This is a genomic window from Haliscomenobacter sp., assembly GCF_040403615.1.
In the GTDB taxonomy this organism is placed as follows: domain Bacteria; phylum Bacteroidota; class Bacteroidia; order Chitinophagales; family Saprospiraceae; genus Haliscomenobacter.
The window spans coordinates 1-15,343 of the sequence record NZ_JBBAKG010000122.1 but is presented as its reverse complement, the minus strand read 5'-3'; the positions used below and the strand labels follow the sequence as shown (position 1 = coordinate 15,343).

The following is a 15,343-nucleotide window of genomic DNA, read 5'->3' as shown; positions in this document are numbered from 1 at the left end:
TCATCAATTTTGGGGCGGATGTCATTGGCATTGTGGGCCCCAATGGATCGGGGAAATCCAATGTGGTTGACGCCATTCGCTGGGTATTGGGTGAGCAAAGCAGCCGGGAACTGCGCCTGGATCAAATGTCGAGTGTCATCTTCAATGGCACTAAAAAGCGCAAACCCGCTGGCATCGCCCAGGTTTCGTTGACTTTTGAAAACACCAAGAACCTCCTTCCGACCGAATACAATACCGTTACCATCACCCGCATGCTGTACCGCAGCGGGGAAAGTGAATACCGCCTAAACGGCGTAACCTGCCGCCTCAAGGACATCACTGGGTTGTTTTTGGACACGGGCATCGGCTCCAACTCCTACGCCATCATTGCCCTGGGCATGGTGGACGACATTCTGGAAGACAAGGAAGACTCTCGCCGCAAGATGTTTGAGCAAGCCGCGGGCGTATCCAAATACAAGCTGCGCAAAAAAGAAACCCTCAGCAAACTCAAAAGCACCAGCGAAGACCTGGATCGGGTTGAAGACCTCTTGGCCGAAATTGAAAGCAACCTCAAATCGCTGGAAAAACAGGCCAAGCGCACCCAAAAATACTTCGAACTCAAAGCCGAATACAAAGAACTCAGCGTCGCCCTGGCTTTGATCAAAGTTGGCGCTTTGAAGGGGAAACACAAAACCCTGCAAAGCGAGATTGAGCAGGAACAAGACAAGTTTCGCCAGATCGACGTCGAAAGCCGCAACCTAGAAGCTGCTCTGGAAAAAGAACGCCTCACTCACCTCGACAAAGAAAAAGCCCTTTCTGATCGCCAACGCGACCTCAATAGCCTCGTAGGCCGTATCCGGGGAATGGAAAACGACCGCCGCATGTTGGAGCAAAAACTCCAGTTTGTGCAACAAAACCGCCAGAAACAGGAGCAAGACATCCAGCAAGCGCAGGGCCGCATCGTGCAATTGGAAGAAGACATCGAGCATTACCGCTCGGAACTGAATGTGGAAAAACGGGTGGAAGCGCGCCTGGAGCAAGAGCTGGAAAGCGCTGAAATCCAACTCGATAAGACCCGCGGCGGTCATGGCACCATGAAAGCCGACCTTGATGTGGTGATCCAGGAACAACAACGCCTGGAACGCGCCATCAACGAACTGGAGAAACAAAAAGCGATCAACCTCAACCAGATCGACAACAACAACCAGGACATCAACCGCAACGATGCCGAAATCCGCCAACGCCAGGAATCGGTAGCAGGCCTGCGCAACAAGGTGCAGGAACTGGAAAAGCAAGAGCAAACCCAACAAGAAGCCGTAACCCGCCTCGAACAAGCGGAAGAACAGCGCCAACTCGACCTGCAAAAAGGAGAAGCGGAACTGAGCGAGATTACCCAAAAGATAGCCCGCGTACGCCGTGATCTGGACGCCAAACGCAACGAATTCAAACTGACCAAAAGCATGGTGGAAAACCTGGAAGGCTTCCCGGAATCCATCCAGTATTTGGTCAAAAGCAAAGACTGGGACAAAGGCGCGCCCTTGCTTTCAGACTTGATTTACGTAGGCGAGGAATACCGGGTAGCCATCGAAAACTTCCTGGAGCCTTACCTCAACTACTTCGTGGTCAATAACCTGGAAGAAGCGTACTACGCCATTGAACTGCTGGGCAAAACCCAGAAGGGCAAGGCCAATTTCTTTGTGCTCGATGCCTTCAAAGACTACCAAATGCCCATGATGCTCTTTTCAGAGATGAAAATGGCCATGGAGTTGGTGCAAACCGATCCCGCTTACCGCAACCTGGTAGGCTACCTGCTCGAAAATGTACTGCTCACCGAAAAAGAAGACATCCAGGGGGCCTTGCCAGAACAGGACGTAGTGGTGCTTTCGCGCAGCGGGCGCATCATCAAGCGCCGTTTCAGCGTATCGGGTGGTTCGATCGGTTTGTTTGAGGGCAAAAAAATTGGCCGCAAGAAGAACCTCGAAGTACTGGAAGAGGCCATCAAAAAAGCAGAAAGTGAGGAAAACCGTTTGTCTACTACCTCCTTCAACCTCAAAGAACGGGTAGATGCCCTCAAAGCCAAACGCCCCGACCTCGAAATGCAGCAACAACGCAGCATGTTGAACAAGTTGGCGCAGGAAAAAGTGTCACTGTCCACCAGTTTGGCCAACTTTGAATCCCTAATTCAGGAAGTGGCCAACCGCCGGGAATTGATCGAAAAACGCATCCAGGAATTGACCCAAGCGGTAAGTGGAATCGATGCCCAACTCAACGAGCGCTACCTGGAATTGGATGGTGTAAAAGAAAAAATCGCACAAACGGATGGCAGCTTCCGCCAATTGGCCGATCAACTCAGCCTGGCTTCGGCAGCTTACAATGAAAAGAACATTCAGTTCATCCGTCAGCAAAATAAGGTCACTACGTTTCAGCAGGAATTGTCGTTCCGCGAAAAACAGATCACCGATACCAAAAATGCCCTGCAACAAAACCAGCAAGGCATTCTGAACGCGGATCGTGACATCTCAGTAGTCAACGATGAGCTGTTGCGTCTGGCTACCGGGTTGCAGGAGGCGTACGCCGAGCGCGGCACCCACGAATCTTCGCTTACCGAAGCCGAGCAAATCTACTTCAAGGCCCGCACCGGGATGGTGGAAATGGAAGACCGCCTGCGCAAACTGGCCCGCCAGCAGCAAGATTTGCAAATCTTGATCAACACCCTCAAAGACAAGTTCAACGACGTCAAGTTTGAAATTAGTTCCATCTCGCAGCGCCTGCGCATCGAGTTTGAAATCGGCATCAACGACATCCTGAACGAGGAACCCAGCATCAAACGCCCGGAAGCAGAGATGCAGGAGGAGGTAGACAAACTCAAAAAACGCCTCGACAATTACGGAGAAATCAACCCCCTGGCCGTAGAAGCCTATACCGAAATCAAGGAACGGTACGACAACATTGCCAAACAACGCGACGACATCGTAGCCGCCAAAAAATCACTGGAACAAACCATTCTGGAAATCGAAGAAACCGCGACCCTGCAATTCCTCGAAGCTTTTGAGAAGGCGCGCTTGTACTTCATCGACGTATTCCGCAGTCTTTTCACCGAAGACGACAACTGCGACCTGATCCTGCTCGACCCGGAGAATCCCCTGGATTCCCGCATCGAGATCGTGGCCAAGCCCAAAGGCAAACGTCCCCAAACGATCAGTCAATTGTCGGGGGGAGAAAAAACCCTCACGGCCACGGCGCTGCTCTTTGCCCTCTACCTGCTGAAACCCGCGCCATTCTGTATCTTCGACGAGGTAGACGCACCATTGGACGATGGCAACATCACCAAGTTCAACCGCATCATCAAGAAGTTTTCCAAAGACTCCCAATTCATCATCGTGACCCACAATAAGCTGACCATGGCCGCAGTGGATACCATTTATGGCGTGTATATGGCCGAACAAGGGGTGTCAGGCGTAATGCCAGTGGATTTCAGGGATTATGAGAATGTGGGCGGACAGTTTGAGGTGGCGGTGGGGTAGGGGTTATCTGAAGCTTGTATTGTCTATAAAAACTGTTTGTGCCAGTTGAAGTAACAGTTCAGTTACCTCAAATCACTAACTTTTGTAATCAACTGAATCCCTTCTGCAACACACGAATGATAAAAATCAGAATCATAGCTCGCAAGTACTTTTACCTCCTGAAGCTTACAACTGGCGAGAATCAGCGCATCATTAGGCAGTAAATTGTATTTTTTCATAAAAATCTACTGATAAAGATAGCGCATCTTCGGGAATGGCCAGGAAGTGAAAACCAGTAAGAAATGTTTTTGTGTCATGGAGTGATAATACTTCGTTGATTTTCCCACTTTCGCAAATACTCATTGGAGATCGTCCACCCAGAATACCCAATAACTGGTATAGATATTCGCTGACTACAATCGGATTGATCAAGATTTTGTGATCACTTTGGACAAGCTTTTGCAGGAGTTCAGTTTTGGTTTGCTTTTCGTATTCGATCAGCACACTACTATCCAAAAATATCTTCATTGCTGGTACCAGTCATGTTTATCAGGTTGGTAACCTGTGAAATAGTTTTTCAGCCCCCCTTTAAATTGTTGAATGATGTTCATTCTGCGCAGTCTTTCTTCTTCAGACACCGTATCCAGGTCATCTTGAATCCGAAAAACAACGTTTAGGGATTTTGCCACTTCTGTCAACGTTTCAATGGCATTTTGATCAGATGTCTCAATCAATAAAATCATAAATTGATGGTTTTATCATCTAAAAATAGGTTTTTTTCTGGTCAAAACAAAAAAGTTTCGAATAAATCCGCCCAATCCGTTTCATCCGCGTTCCCATTCCCATTCAAAATTGCAAACCAGCTTTACCTAATCAAAATCACCTCAAGCGCTGAATCTTGCGCTTGCACCTAAATGAATTATTCCCTTTCTTTATGACTGGAAAAAAAAACGCCATTCCACATGAAGACAGACATCGAAATTGCGCAGGAAACCTCCCTACGGCCCATTGCCGAAATAGCTGCTGGTCTTGGCATTGCCCCCGCACAGATCATTCCCTATGGTCACTTTAAAGCCAAAATCAGCCACACCCAAATTGAGGAAAGCAAGGTGGCCCAGAGCAATTTGATTTTGGTGACCGCCATTACGCCCACCAAAGCGGGAATTGGCAAAACCACGGTGGCAGTGGGCTTGGCGCAGGGCTTGCAACAATTGGGCAAAAAGGCGATTGTGGCGCTGCGAGAACCTTCTCTCGGGCCTTGTTTTGGCATGAAAGGCGGGGCTTGCGGAGGTGGATATGCACAAGTGGTTCCGATGGAGGACATCAACCTCCATTTTACGGGCGATTTTCACGCCATTACGGCGGCCAATAACATGATTGCCGCTCTGTTGGACAATTATCAATACCAAAACCGAGGAACATCCCGCGCCTTGAAACAAATCACCTGGCGCAGGGTGTTGGACGTCAACGACCGCTCGCTGCGCTACATCGTGTCGGGACTCAACGGCGCCAGCAACGGCATTCCTCAAGAAACGGGATTTGACATCACGGCTGCCTCGGAAATCATGGCTATTTTTTGTCTGGCCAGCAATCTGGATGACCTGCGCCAGCGCATCGACAAAATTCTCCTGGGCTATACCCACGACAACCAACCGTTTACCGCAGCTGATTTGGGTGTAGGTGGGGCCATCACCGTGCTGTTGAAAGATGCACTTGATCCCAATCTGGTGCAAACCCTGGAAGCTGGGCCAGCCTTTGTGCACGGTGGCCCTTTTGCCAATATTGCCCACGGTTGCAACTCGGTATTGGCCACCAAAATGGCCATGACGTATGGGGACTATGTGATCACCGAAGCAGGTTTTGGCGCGGATTTGGGTGCGGAGAAATTTTTGAACATCAAATGTCGGCAAGCGGGAATTGCACCCAAAGTTGCCGTTTTGGTGGCCACTTCCCAGGCGCTGAAATTGCATGGGGGAGTAGCTCTAGCCAACATTAAAAAGCCCAACTTTTCTGGATTGCAGGCAGGTCTATCCAACCTGGAACGCCACCTCGAAAACCTGCAAAACTTTGGACAAAGCGTAGTCGTCACCTTCAACCAATACCATTTCGACATTCCTGAAGAAATCGAGTACACTGCACAATGGTGTGAAGCAAGAGGGGCCGATTTTGCACTGCACAATGGCTTTGCTGAAGGCGGAAAAGGGGCTGTTTCCCTGGCTGAAAAAGTGATCGAAGTGATCGAAAAAAGACCATCTCAACCCATTCGGCACACCTATGCGTTGGCAGATTCGATTCCTGAAAAAATCCACCGAGTCGTAACCCAAATTTACCGGGGCAGGGGAGTGGTGTACAGCAAAACCGCAGAGCGGGAATTGAAAAAAATCGAAAACCTGGGTTTGTCGCACTTGCCCGTGTGCATCGCCAAAACCCAGTATTCCTTCAGCGATGCTGCTGCCGAAATTGGCCTTGCCAGTGATTTTATGCTCCACGTTGAAAACCTCCTCATCAACCAGGGTGCTGGATTCATCGTAGCTGTTGCTGGCGATATCATGCGCATGCCAGGCTTGCCCAAAGACCCGCAGGCTTTGCACATCGATGTTGTAGAGGGAAAAGTGATTGGATTGAGTTAATCCGTTTTGTTCAAAAAAGCGTCCATCCAGCTTTCCGGGATCTCGTCGATGCTGTTTTTGAGTTTATTGGCCCACATTTGACCGATTTGAGCCGTATCTTTTTCTTCGAGGCGATGCTGCTCAAGCTTAAACGAGTCACGCGGGTAAAGGGCAACATCGATGGGGTAACCCACGTCATTGGCACTTACCCTGGTGGAATCAAAGGAAAGAAAACCGGTTTTAAACGCAAAGCGCAAACTGGATTCATAATTGAGTGCTCGATTTAGAATGGGTTTGCCGTATCCCGAATTGCCGATGATGGTAAAAGGCGAGCCCTCGCCAATTTCGATCCAGTTGCCCTCAGGATACAGGAGGTACAGCATGTGTTCCTTGTCGTTTTCCAATTGCCCCCCCACAATGGCGTATAGGTTGAAAAACATGCCCGACTCGGCCAAGGATCGTTTGTCTTCCTGGGCTACGCGCCTCAATTGCTCGCCAAACATGTTGACGGCCTTGTACATTTTATCAAACTTGAAGGATTCATCTTCAAACAGTTCTTCAAAATAAGTCACCGCTTTATCCCGAATGGAACGCAGCCCTGAAGTCATTAAAAACAAGCTGTTGCGGCCGTTTTCGTGAACTGAAATTTTTTTTGCGGTCGCTGTTTCAGTGCCAGAAGTTATCCGGGTATCTGCTATGGCCACCAGGCCACTTCGGACTTTGATTCCTAAACAATAAGTCATTGCAAAGTTGTGTTTTATCCTGCGAATATATTCATGAATTTGTTAATCCACTGCATAGTACAAACTATTGTTGTTGCTGCTGTTGTTGCTCTTGCAAAAACCAGTTGTAATCGTTGCCGTTGCGTACCGAAACCTCGTAAGAAGTTTTGTGTCCCCCTTCGGTATTCAATACCCCCTTGATGGGTTGACAATCCAGGTAATCCCTTCCGTGGGCAATTTTGATGAAAAGGTCGTTTTCCTGGGTATTGTTGGTGGGGTCAAATCCGCGCCAGCCTACATCAGGGATGTACACTTCTACCCAGGCATGCAATTGAGAATCGCTGGCGTTGTTGGTCAGGTTTAAATACCCCGAAACATACCGAGCAGGGATACCCTGGTTGCGCAAAATACCGATCATGATGTGGGCAAAATCCTGGCAAACGCCCGCTCCGCCCAGCAGCGCATCCAACGCAGAAGTACGGGTATGGGTACTGCCTGAGAGGTACCTCAAAAGATTGTGCACCTCATTGTTGAGGCGCTGCAAATAGGTGCCCAACAGTTCGCCAGTTTGCAGGAGTAAATAATCTGAAAAATCGCCAGGTTTGAGTTTGCTGAGTGTGGTGGTATGCAGGAAAGATTGGTGGTCCATTTGAAAATTAATATCCTCCAAAATTGCCTTCTCTTCGGCTGCGCCCAAGTTGGAAAACAAATCCATCGGGGGGACATTTTTTGCCACCTGAGCCAGTAAATTCAACGAAAAATACTCAAAAGTTTCTTTATTGGCATGAAAGTGTAAAGTTACAAAGCCATATTTGTTGTTGGCCATAAAGGGTGCGCGAGACATCGAGTACAGCAGCCGGTGGTGTTTCAGCTTTTGGGTTTCATTGTCGCAGGGCATGATCAGAAACTCATACACGCCTTGTTTTACGGTTTTTTCATATTCCGTAAGGGTGCGGTATTCAACTACGTAATCGGTCATAAGTTGGGGCAGATTAAACCTGAAAATATTTTTTATCTAAAGCTTCGTGCATTTCATAGATTTTGCCCATCGTTTCAGACACAAATTCTCCTACCCGGTTTTCAATTTCGGGAAAAAGAAGGTATTGGTAATTGGCGCATAGGCGGCCAATGATAAATCCTACACTTTCAGGCGAGTTTTCGAGCAAGCCCAACTTGCGTACAAAATATTGGATTTGCCGCAGATTGAAGGCCAATGACCGAGGGAAATCGGCATTCAAAATCAGAAATTCCAATGCTTTTTGACGGTCAGGTGCTGCTTTGTAGTGGTGTCGGTTCATGTCAAAACTCTCCAGCAATTTTAACAAAACCGTGTATTGGTAGTTCTCTACGGGCATGTCTACATTGCCATTGGTCAGCACAAAGATGTCGTACAACTTGCAACTGATGATGCGGGCAATTTGGGTGGTGCGCTCCATGTGTACGCCCAGGCGAATCAATGCCCATACTTCATTGTGGGTCAGGGTACTGTCTACATAGCCTCGAATCACGGAGCAATGCTCTCCTGCGGTCAGGGTAAAATCGTACAAGCCCCTGGTTTTGAAATAATTGACCGGGTAATTGTTGACGAAGTGATAGTATTTGTTGATCACTTCCCACAGCTCGGTGGAAATGATGTTGCGCATTCCCCGGGCATTTTCACGCGCATTCGTGATGGCCGACAAGATGGACATTGGATTTTTGGTGTCCAGGGCAATTTGGTGCAAAATCTCGGATTCATTGTAAGGCTTACCCTCTTCCCAGGAAATACCAGCCATGTTGACGATAGACCCGAGTACAAAATCCCGGTTTTGACTCATTGGGGCGTCCTGGGTGGTGAAATACTGTACGCGGAGGTAACGCGCCATGTGCTCGGTGCGCTCTAGGTAACGCCCCATCCAGTATAGTGTATTGGCTATTCTAGCTAGCATAGTTTTTCTTTTTTTCTAATCCAAAAGTTGAGGTGTGGTTTTTGAATGGACTCAATCCGTTTGAAGCGGCATCCAAGCAGTCTACACCAATACCCAGGTGTCTTTCGATCCACCCCCTTGCGAAGAATTGACAATCAAATTGCCTTCTTTCAAGGCTACCCTGGAGAGGCCGCCGGGAAGAACAAACTGGCGGTCTTTGCCCATCAGGGTGAAGGTGCGCAGGTCAATGTGGCGCGGTTCAAATTCGCCTTTGTTTTCGATATAGGTAGAATGCACCGAAAGCGACATCCGGGGTTGAGCGATGTAATTCCGGGGATCGGATTGTACTTTGAGTTTGACTTCTTCCAGCTCTGCTTTACTGAGGCGGTCGCAAACGGTTACGCCGTAGCCTCCCGACATGTCTACGGGTTTGATGACCAAGTCTCTGGTAAACTCCAGTACGTATTTCAGGTCGGTTTCCCGCTCACACAAATACGTAGGCACATTCGGGATGATGGGTTCCTCACCAAGGTAGTACTTGATCATTGCGGGTACGTAAGAACAGACTGCTTTGTCATCAGCTACACCCGTGCCTGGTGCATTGACGATGGTGATGTTGCCTGCCCGATAAGCGCCCATGATGCCTGCAACCCCAAGCATTGAATCGGGGCGGAATACCAGCGGATCGAGGAAGGCATCATCTATGCGTCGGTACAATACATCTACCCGTTTGGGGCCATGGATGGTGCGCATGTAAACATAATTGTTCTCTACAAAAAGATCGCGCCCTTCTACCAGCTCAATGCCCATGGTTTGAGCCAAAAAGGAATGCTCGTAATAGGCGGAGTTGTAAGTACCTGGGGTCAGCAAGGCACAAGTGGGACTTTCATCGGTATTGGGCGCAACAGACTGGATCATCGAGAGCAATTCTGCTGGATACTCGTTGACCGAACCGACATTGGCCCATCGGAATGCATTGGACAAGGTGCGCTTCATCGCATCGCGGTTTGACAATACGTAGCTTACACCAGAGGGACTGCGCAGGTTGTCTTCCAATACATAATACTCGCCATCGCTGTGCCGAATCAGGTCGGTACCACTAATGTGGCAATAGATGTCCTTCTGGGGCCGGATGCTTTTCATCTCCTCGCTGAAATGGGGCGATGAAAATATCAAGGCAGAAGGCACTACTTTGTCTTTTAGGATTTTGCAACTGCCATAGATGTCTTTGATGAATTCATTCAACGCCACGTTGCGCTGTATCAGCCCTTTTTCCAGTCTGATCCAATCAGTGGCCGGAATGATGCGCGGAAACAGGTCAAAGGGAAATATTTGTTCAGCACCTTTGTGGCCGTCTGAGTATACAGCATAAGTGATGCCTTGATTCAGAAAAGAAAGCTTGGCGTACTCGTTCAGTCGCTCAAAATCTGCACTCGACAGCATACTAAACTGCCGGTGTACATCTTCGTAGTGGGGATATACTCGACCATCTGGCTGAAACACTTCATCAAAGAAGGCTGCATTGAGTGGATAATTTTCAAATAAGTTACTCGCGGTGGTCATGAAGCATACAGTTTTGACAAGCGCTTTAGCAATGCGGCTCACGGATAAAAAATCGTTTCGATCAAAAATACCTTTTTTTTACAAAAAATCAATAAATTGCCAAGAAAATTGCAGAGATTGTAAACGGATGGCGAAAAAATTGGACAATTATCAATCTGCCGTTATTCCATCCAATCCGCATTTTGTATCTAAAATTGCTTTTTTACCAAATATACAGGAAAAATAAGTGCGATTGACCTAGCATTATTTCAGAATGGGGTTACTTTTTGACCCACTGATTTCTTTTTTGCTCAATCGTTTGGTTTTTTTCATCCTGGAAAATTTTTTTCAACATGGCCATTAAAGTAGCGATTCGCCACAGTACCCATTACGAATACGATCGTTTGATCAAATTGTGGCCGCAAACGATTCGGTTGCGCCCTGCTGTTCATTCCCGCACCGAAATTGCCGCATATTCTCTAAAGATACATCCTGAGCCGCATTTTATCAACTGGCAGCAGGATCCGTTTGGCAATTTTTTGGCCAGAGTGGTTTTTCCCGATAAAGTAAAGGAGTTTAAAGTCGATGTTGAAGTGATTGCCGAATTGCGCGCCATCAATCCCTTCGACTTCTTTTCGGAGGAATACGCACAATCTTTTCCTTTCAGCTACGAAGAACACCTGCGCAAGGAATTGGCGCCCTACCTCGAAATCACCGAAAGTGGCCCTTTATTGACCCAGTTTGTTGAAGATTCCAAAAAATTCCTCTACGATACCACTAATAATTTCCTGGTCAACATCAACCAAAGCCTGAACCAGCGGGTAAACTACAGCATCCGCATGGAGCACGGTGTGCAGACCTGTGAAGAAACCTTAAGCAAAGCCCTTGGTTCTTGCCGGGATTCGGGTTGGGTGCTGGTACAGGCGCTGCGTCATTTTGGATTGGCCGCCCGGTTTGTGTCGGGTTATCTGGTTCAACTCAAAGCCGACCAAAAAGCGCTCGATGGCCCTTCTGGTGCTTTGGAAGACTTCACCGACCTGCACGCCTGGGCAGAAGTATACATTCCTGGCGCTGGTTGGATTGGATTGGATCCTACCTCGGGTCTTTTGGCCGAAGCTGGCCATATTCCTTTGGCCTGTACGCCAGATACGGGAAGTGCCGCACCGATTTCGGGTGGCCTGGAACCCTGCCATACCACCTTCCATTTCAGCAACCTCGTTGAACGCATTCACGAAGACCCACGGGTAACCAAGCCTTATTCTGAAGCGCAATGGGCCGATGTAATTGCACTCGGCCATGCGGTGGAACAAGAACTGCAAGACGGAGATGTGCGCCTCACCATGGGAGGGGAACCCACCTTTGTATCGGTAGACGATATGGAATCCGAACAGTGGAACGGAGCTGCCGATGGCACAGACAAACGCAAATTGGGCAATGACCTCGTGCTAATACTCAAGGAAATTTTCGGAAAAAAAGGCTTTATCCACTATGGAATGGGCAAATGGTACCCTGGGGAACCGATTCCCCGCTGGGCTTACTCCCTTTTTTGGCGCAAAGACGGCCTACCGCTGTGGCGCAAACCCGAATGGCTGGCCAACATCAATGGATCCTACAATTTTGACCATACCCATGCGGAGGCATTTATCCAGGAATTGGCAAAATTCATTGGCATCAACCCCGATAACCGCTCTGCTGCATACGAAGACGTATTTTATTACCTCTGGGAAGAAGGCAACTTGCCCGCCAATGTTGATCCGCTCAAAATTGACTTGCACGATAGCGTAGAACGCCGCACTTTGATGGAAGTGCTGGAGCGCGGTCTGGATAAGCCAGTAGGATATTCCTTGCCAATAGGTTGGAACCGCGATACCGAAGCCTGGTGGAGTTGCGTCTGGGAATTCAGCCGCAAGCACATGTTTTTGTTGCCCGGAAACTCTCCGATGGGCTTGCGCATGCCCCTGAATCGCTTGCCGGTATTGGCTCCTGAGCAAAAAGAAGAACCCATTGAGCGCAGCCCTTTTGAAGAAGTGGGCGCTTTGGGGGAGTATTACCACAAAGTTGGAGATCGCTACGATGGTCCTCCCGACGAACGGGTTCCTGAACGGGTTTCCAACCCCAAGGTTTACGACGAAGAGGCCATCGACGAAGAAGAGGCCAAACTCAAAGACCCTCAATATTTCATCAAAAAGAAGAAAGAGGAAGCGGAAAAGGATACTTTTCGCCCTACTAAATTGATGAATACGCTCAAAACCGCCATTTGTGTGGAGGCGCGGGGTGGCAAAATCTACATCTTTATGCCCCCCTGTGAGCTGATCGAGCATTACCTGGAATTGTTGGCCGCTATTGAGTCAACTGCAGAGCGCCTTAAAATTCCTGTGGTCATTGAAGGATATGAGCCTCCACGCGACAACCGGGTCGAAAAATTGGGCGTTACGCCCGACCCTGGTGTGATTGAAGTGAACATTCAACCTGCCAAAAACTGGTCGGAGGTACTGCATATATACGACAGCGTTTTTGAAGCGGCCCGACTAAGCCGCCTGGGCTCAGAGAAATTCATGCTCGATGGCCGACATACCGGTACGGGTGGTGGCAATCACGTCACCATTGGTGGCGTAACCCCTGCCGATAGCCCGATGTTGCGCCGCCCCGATTTGTTGCGCAGTTTGTTGTGCTTTTGGCAAAACCACCCGGGCTTGAGTTACCTGTTTTCTACTGCTTTCATCGGCCCAACAAGTCAGGCACCCCGGGTTGACGAAGGGCGTCAGGAAATGCTCTATGAACTGGAGATCGCTTTTGACCAGATTCCTGAGCCAGGCGAAGACAACCTGCCTTTTTGGTTGACCGACCGCATTTTCCGCAACCTTCTGGTCGACATTACGGGCAATACCCACCGTGCCGAATTTTGCATCGACAAGTTGTACCGACCCGATTCATCGGCAGGACGATTGGGGATTTTGGAGTTGCGGGCTTTTGACATGCCCCCGATCAAGGAAATGTGTTTGGTGCAAATTCTGCTCCTGCGTACGCTGATTGCCTGGTTTTGGAAGCAGCCTTACCGCCAGAAACTGGTGCGATGGGGAACGGAGCTGCACGATAAATACCTGTTGCACCACTATGTAAGGGAAGATTTGCGCGATGTGTGCAATCAAATGCAGGCTGCAGGATTCAATTTCAGAATCGAATGGTTGGAGCCATTCTTTGAGTTTCGCTTCCCATTTTTTGGGCGTACCCAGGTGGGAGATGTGCAGATGGTGCTGCGCAGCGCCATTGAGCCTTGGAATGTATTGGGCGAAGAAATGAGCAATTCGGGTACTGCCCGCTTTGTGGATTCCTCACTGGAGCGCCTGGAAGTCAAAGTAACGGGCATTAATTCTGACCGCTATCAGTTGTTGTGCAATGGCATTCGCATTCCCTTGCGGAGTACCGGCATCCATGGCGAATATGTGTCGGGAATCCGTTACAAAGCCTGGGAGCCACCCAGTGCCTTACACCCCGATCTGGAAGCTGATGTGCCGCTGGTGATTGATGTGTACGATACCTGGAACAAACGCTCCATCGGTGGCTGCACTTACCATGTAGCGCACCCCGGAGGCCGCGCCTACGAAACTTATCCTGTAAACAGTTTTGAAGCCGAAGGTCGGCGCATCAGTCGTTTCTGGGATTATGGCCATACGCAAGCGTCTCTTACGGTGGCACCATCGGTGGATGTGCCGATTCGGGAGATTCAGGAGCTTCCCGCACGGGAAGTTGATGCCCCAATGGAAATTCCAGCTGTGGCGGAAAGCAATTGGAGTTTGGACTTGAGGCGGAAGCGGAGGGGTTGATTGAATTTAAAACAATTAAGGTTTTTATTTCTTGCTTTGCTACAATTTTATATGTATCTTTGTACAGAAAATTGAACAGCATGACTCTTGCACGTTTAGACAATGAAGTTTTTTTCAAAAAAGCTTTTACCGATAAAATCGTGTTTAAAGCTTTCGTCAAGGATATTGTAGGCATAGAAGTAGACCCCGAAAAGATTGAAACAGAAAAAGCCTTTCAACCAAAGCTGGGCAACATCAACTTCAAATATGATATTTTTGCAGAAGACAGCAAAAAAAGGATAATAGTTGAGATTCAAAAAGTGGAATACGATCACAACTTTGATCGATTTCTGCATTACCATTTGCAAGCCATTACAGAGCAACAACGCAATGCTCAGGATTATTCTGTGGAACGAACGGTTTACACGATCGTTGTCATGACTGCCCCTTATAAAATCAATGAAAAAACCCGCGAATTTTATCGAGACGAGGTACTAATTTCTTCTCTCAATCCAAAAAATCTTAAGGGATTGGAGCGTAAAATCTTCAACCATGAACTTATTTATTTGAATCCCAATTACAAAGGAGTAGATACACCACAGAATTATCGGGATTGGTTGGATTTGATTTATGAAAGCATCCATAACCCGGAAGATCCAAAAATAAATATTCACAATGCTGGGATTCTTAGAGCCTCGGAAATTATCAAATACGAGAGCATTAGTCCTGAAGAATGGGAAGAATCAAAAATTGAAGTAGGCAGACGTAAAGTCATCCAACTGGAACGGGAAGACCAAATCCATGAAATTGCGAAAAACCTGATTGGTTTAAAGGCTGATAATGACTTTATTAAAAAAGCTACGGGCTTGACTAGCGAGGAAATTGAGTGGTTACGGGAGGAGTTTAAAAATGAAAAAAATTAATCCTGCGCATAAAATCTTGACAAAACTTATTCTAAATCAGGATAAGGCAATTCACATTTCTCTCCACTAAGCCAATAGCGAAGCAATGTTCTGTTATGGGTAATATCGGCCACATACCACGTCATAAAATACTTAAAGACTGATTTCATCAAGGGCTGAATGGTCACTACAGCTGAGTCAACATAATTGGCGTGGATGAGGTATAATTTATCCTCTTTTTTTAGCAAATAACCAACATGTGTTCCTCCTAAACCAATAAAATAGAGCCCTTCTTTTAGTTCTTTGTTGATTTTTTTGGCCAGCCAGCCAGCCGGAAAACCCTGAAAACAGCGAATCGGTTGATTTAAACTCAAGG

12 protein-coding genes are annotated in these 15,343 nt (G+C 48.0%); 4 read left to right on the top strand and 8 right to left on the bottom strand.

Annotated features, from left to right (window positions below):
* Positions 1 to 2: 2 nt before the first annotated feature.
* Positions 3 to 3,503: a chromosome segregation protein SMC gene (smc, locus tag ABW391_RS25205; protein WP_353484673.1), complete on the top strand. Its 3,501-nt coding sequence runs from the start codon at positions 3 to 5 to the stop codon at positions 3,501 to 3,503.
* Between the two features lie 62 nt (positions 3,504 to 3,565).
* Here the strand turns inward: smc and ABW391_RS25200 are convergent, their stop codons facing one another.
* From ABW391_RS25200 to ABW391_RS25190, 3 genes are read right to left on the bottom strand one after another with little or no spacing between them, the layout of a single operon-like run.
* On the bottom strand, positions 3,566 to 3,721 hold the full coding sequence (locus tag ABW391_RS25200) for a PIN domain-containing protein (protein WP_353484672.1): 156 nt from the start codon (positions 3,719 to 3,721) through the stop codon (positions 3,566 to 3,568).
* Positions 3,696 to 4,010 (bottom strand): PIN domain-containing protein, encoded by a 315-nt coding sequence (locus tag ABW391_RS25195; RefSeq protein ID WP_353484674.1) that lies wholly within the window; start codon positions 4,008 to 4,010, stop codon positions 3,696 to 3,698. The genes ABW391_RS25200 and ABW391_RS25195 overlap by 26 nt, the downstream gene beginning before the upstream one ends.
* Entirely contained in the window at positions 4,007 to 4,225 is a 219-nt protein-coding gene (locus ABW391_RS25190) for a hypothetical protein (RefSeq protein ID WP_353484671.1), read from the bottom strand. The genes ABW391_RS25195 and ABW391_RS25190 overlap by 4 nt, the downstream gene beginning before the upstream one ends.
* A gap of 219 nt (positions 4,226 to 4,444) precedes the next feature.
* Between ABW391_RS25190 and ABW391_RS25185 the strand changes: the two genes are divergently transcribed.
* Positions 4,445 to 6,112: a formate--tetrahydrofolate ligase gene (locus tag ABW391_RS25185; protein ID WP_353484670.1), complete on the top strand. Its 1,668-nt coding sequence runs from the start codon at positions 4,445 to 4,447 to the stop codon at positions 6,110 to 6,112.
* On the opposite strand, the gene ABW391_RS25180 is transcribed toward ABW391_RS25185, so the two are convergent.
* From ABW391_RS25180 to ABW391_RS25165, 4 genes are all read right to left on the bottom strand, one after another.
* Entirely contained in the window at positions 6,109 to 6,834 is a 726-nt protein-coding gene (locus ABW391_RS25180; protein ID WP_353484669.1) for a proteasome-type protease, read from the bottom strand. The genes ABW391_RS25185 and ABW391_RS25180 overlap by 4 nt on opposite strands.
* 64 nt (positions 6,835 to 6,898) lie before the next feature.
* Positions 6,899 to 7,792 (bottom strand): transglutaminase-like domain-containing protein, encoded by an 894-nt coding sequence (locus tag ABW391_RS25175; protein WP_353484668.1) that lies wholly within the window; start codon positions 7,790 to 7,792, stop codon positions 6,899 to 6,901.
* 13 nt (positions 7,793 to 7,805) lie between these two features.
* Positions 7,806 to 8,741, bottom strand: coding sequence for an alpha-E domain-containing protein (locus ABW391_RS25170; RefSeq protein ID WP_353484667.1), 936 nt, complete (start codon positions 8,739 to 8,741; stop codon positions 7,806 to 7,808).
* Positions 8,742 to 8,822: 81 nt separating this feature from the next.
* Positions 8,823 to 10,283, bottom strand: a complete 1,461-nt coding sequence (locus ABW391_RS25165) for a circularly permuted type 2 ATP-grasp protein (RefSeq protein ID WP_353484666.1) — start codon at positions 10,281 to 10,283, stop codon at positions 8,823 to 8,825.
* A gap of 332 nt (positions 10,284 to 10,615) precedes the next feature.
* Here ABW391_RS25165 and ABW391_RS25160 point away from each other — a divergent pair, with 332 nt between their 5' ends.
* The gene (locus tag ABW391_RS25160; protein ID WP_353484665.1) at positions 10,616 to 14,086 is read left to right on the top strand and encodes a transglutaminase family protein; all 3,471 of its coding nucleotides are present in this window, start codon (positions 10,616 to 10,618) and stop codon (positions 14,084 to 14,086) included.
* Complete coding sequence (locus ABW391_RS25155; protein WP_353484664.1) at positions 14,050 to 14,988, top strand: PD-(D/E)XK nuclease family transposase; 939 nt, start codon at positions 14,050 to 14,052, stop codon at positions 14,986 to 14,988. The genes ABW391_RS25160 and ABW391_RS25155 overlap by 37 nt, the downstream gene beginning before the upstream one ends.
* A 26-nt stretch (positions 14,989 to 15,014) precedes the next feature.
* On the opposite strand, the gene ABW391_RS25150 is transcribed toward ABW391_RS25155, so the two are convergent.
* Positions 15,015 to 15,343, bottom strand: a 329-nt coding sequence (locus ABW391_RS25150) for a hypothetical protein (protein ID WP_353484663.1), incomplete at its 5' end; no start/stop codon positions are given.

Excerpts from the sequence above, each read along its gene's own strand:
- ABW391_RS25200 (WP_353484672.1), bottom strand. The coding sequence starts at position 3,721 with ATGAAAAAATACAATTTACTGCCTAATGATGCGCTGATTCTCGCCAGT.
- ABW391_RS25165 (WP_353484666.1), bottom strand. The coding sequence starts at position 10,283 with ATGACCACCGCGAGTAACTTATTTGAAAATTATCCACTCAATGCAGCC.
- ABW391_RS25185 (WP_353484670.1), top strand. The coding sequence starts at position 4,445 with ATGAAGACAGACATCGAAATTGCGCAGGAAACCTCCCTACGGCCCATT.
- ABW391_RS25160 (WP_353484665.1), top strand. The coding sequence starts at position 10,616 with ATGGCCATTAAAGTAGCGATTCGCCACAGTACCCATTACGAATACGAT.
- ABW391_RS25195 (WP_353484674.1), bottom strand. The coding sequence starts at position 4,010 with ATGAAGATATTTTTGGATAGTAGTGTGCTGATCGAATACGAAAAGCAA.
- ABW391_RS25180 (WP_353484669.1), bottom strand. The coding sequence starts at position 6,834 with ATGACTTATTGTTTAGGAATCAAAGTCCGAAGTGGCCTGGTGGCCATA.
- ABW391_RS25190 (WP_353484671.1), bottom strand. The coding sequence starts at position 4,225 with ATGATTTTATTGATTGAGACATCTGATCAAAATGCCATTGAAACGTTG.
- ABW391_RS25175 (WP_353484668.1), bottom strand. The coding sequence starts at position 7,792 with ATGACCGATTACGTAGTTGAATACCGCACCCTTACGGAATATGAAAAA.
- ABW391_RS25170 (WP_353484667.1), bottom strand. The coding sequence starts at position 8,741 with ATGCTAGCTAGAATAGCCAATACACTATACTGGATGGGGCGTTACCTA.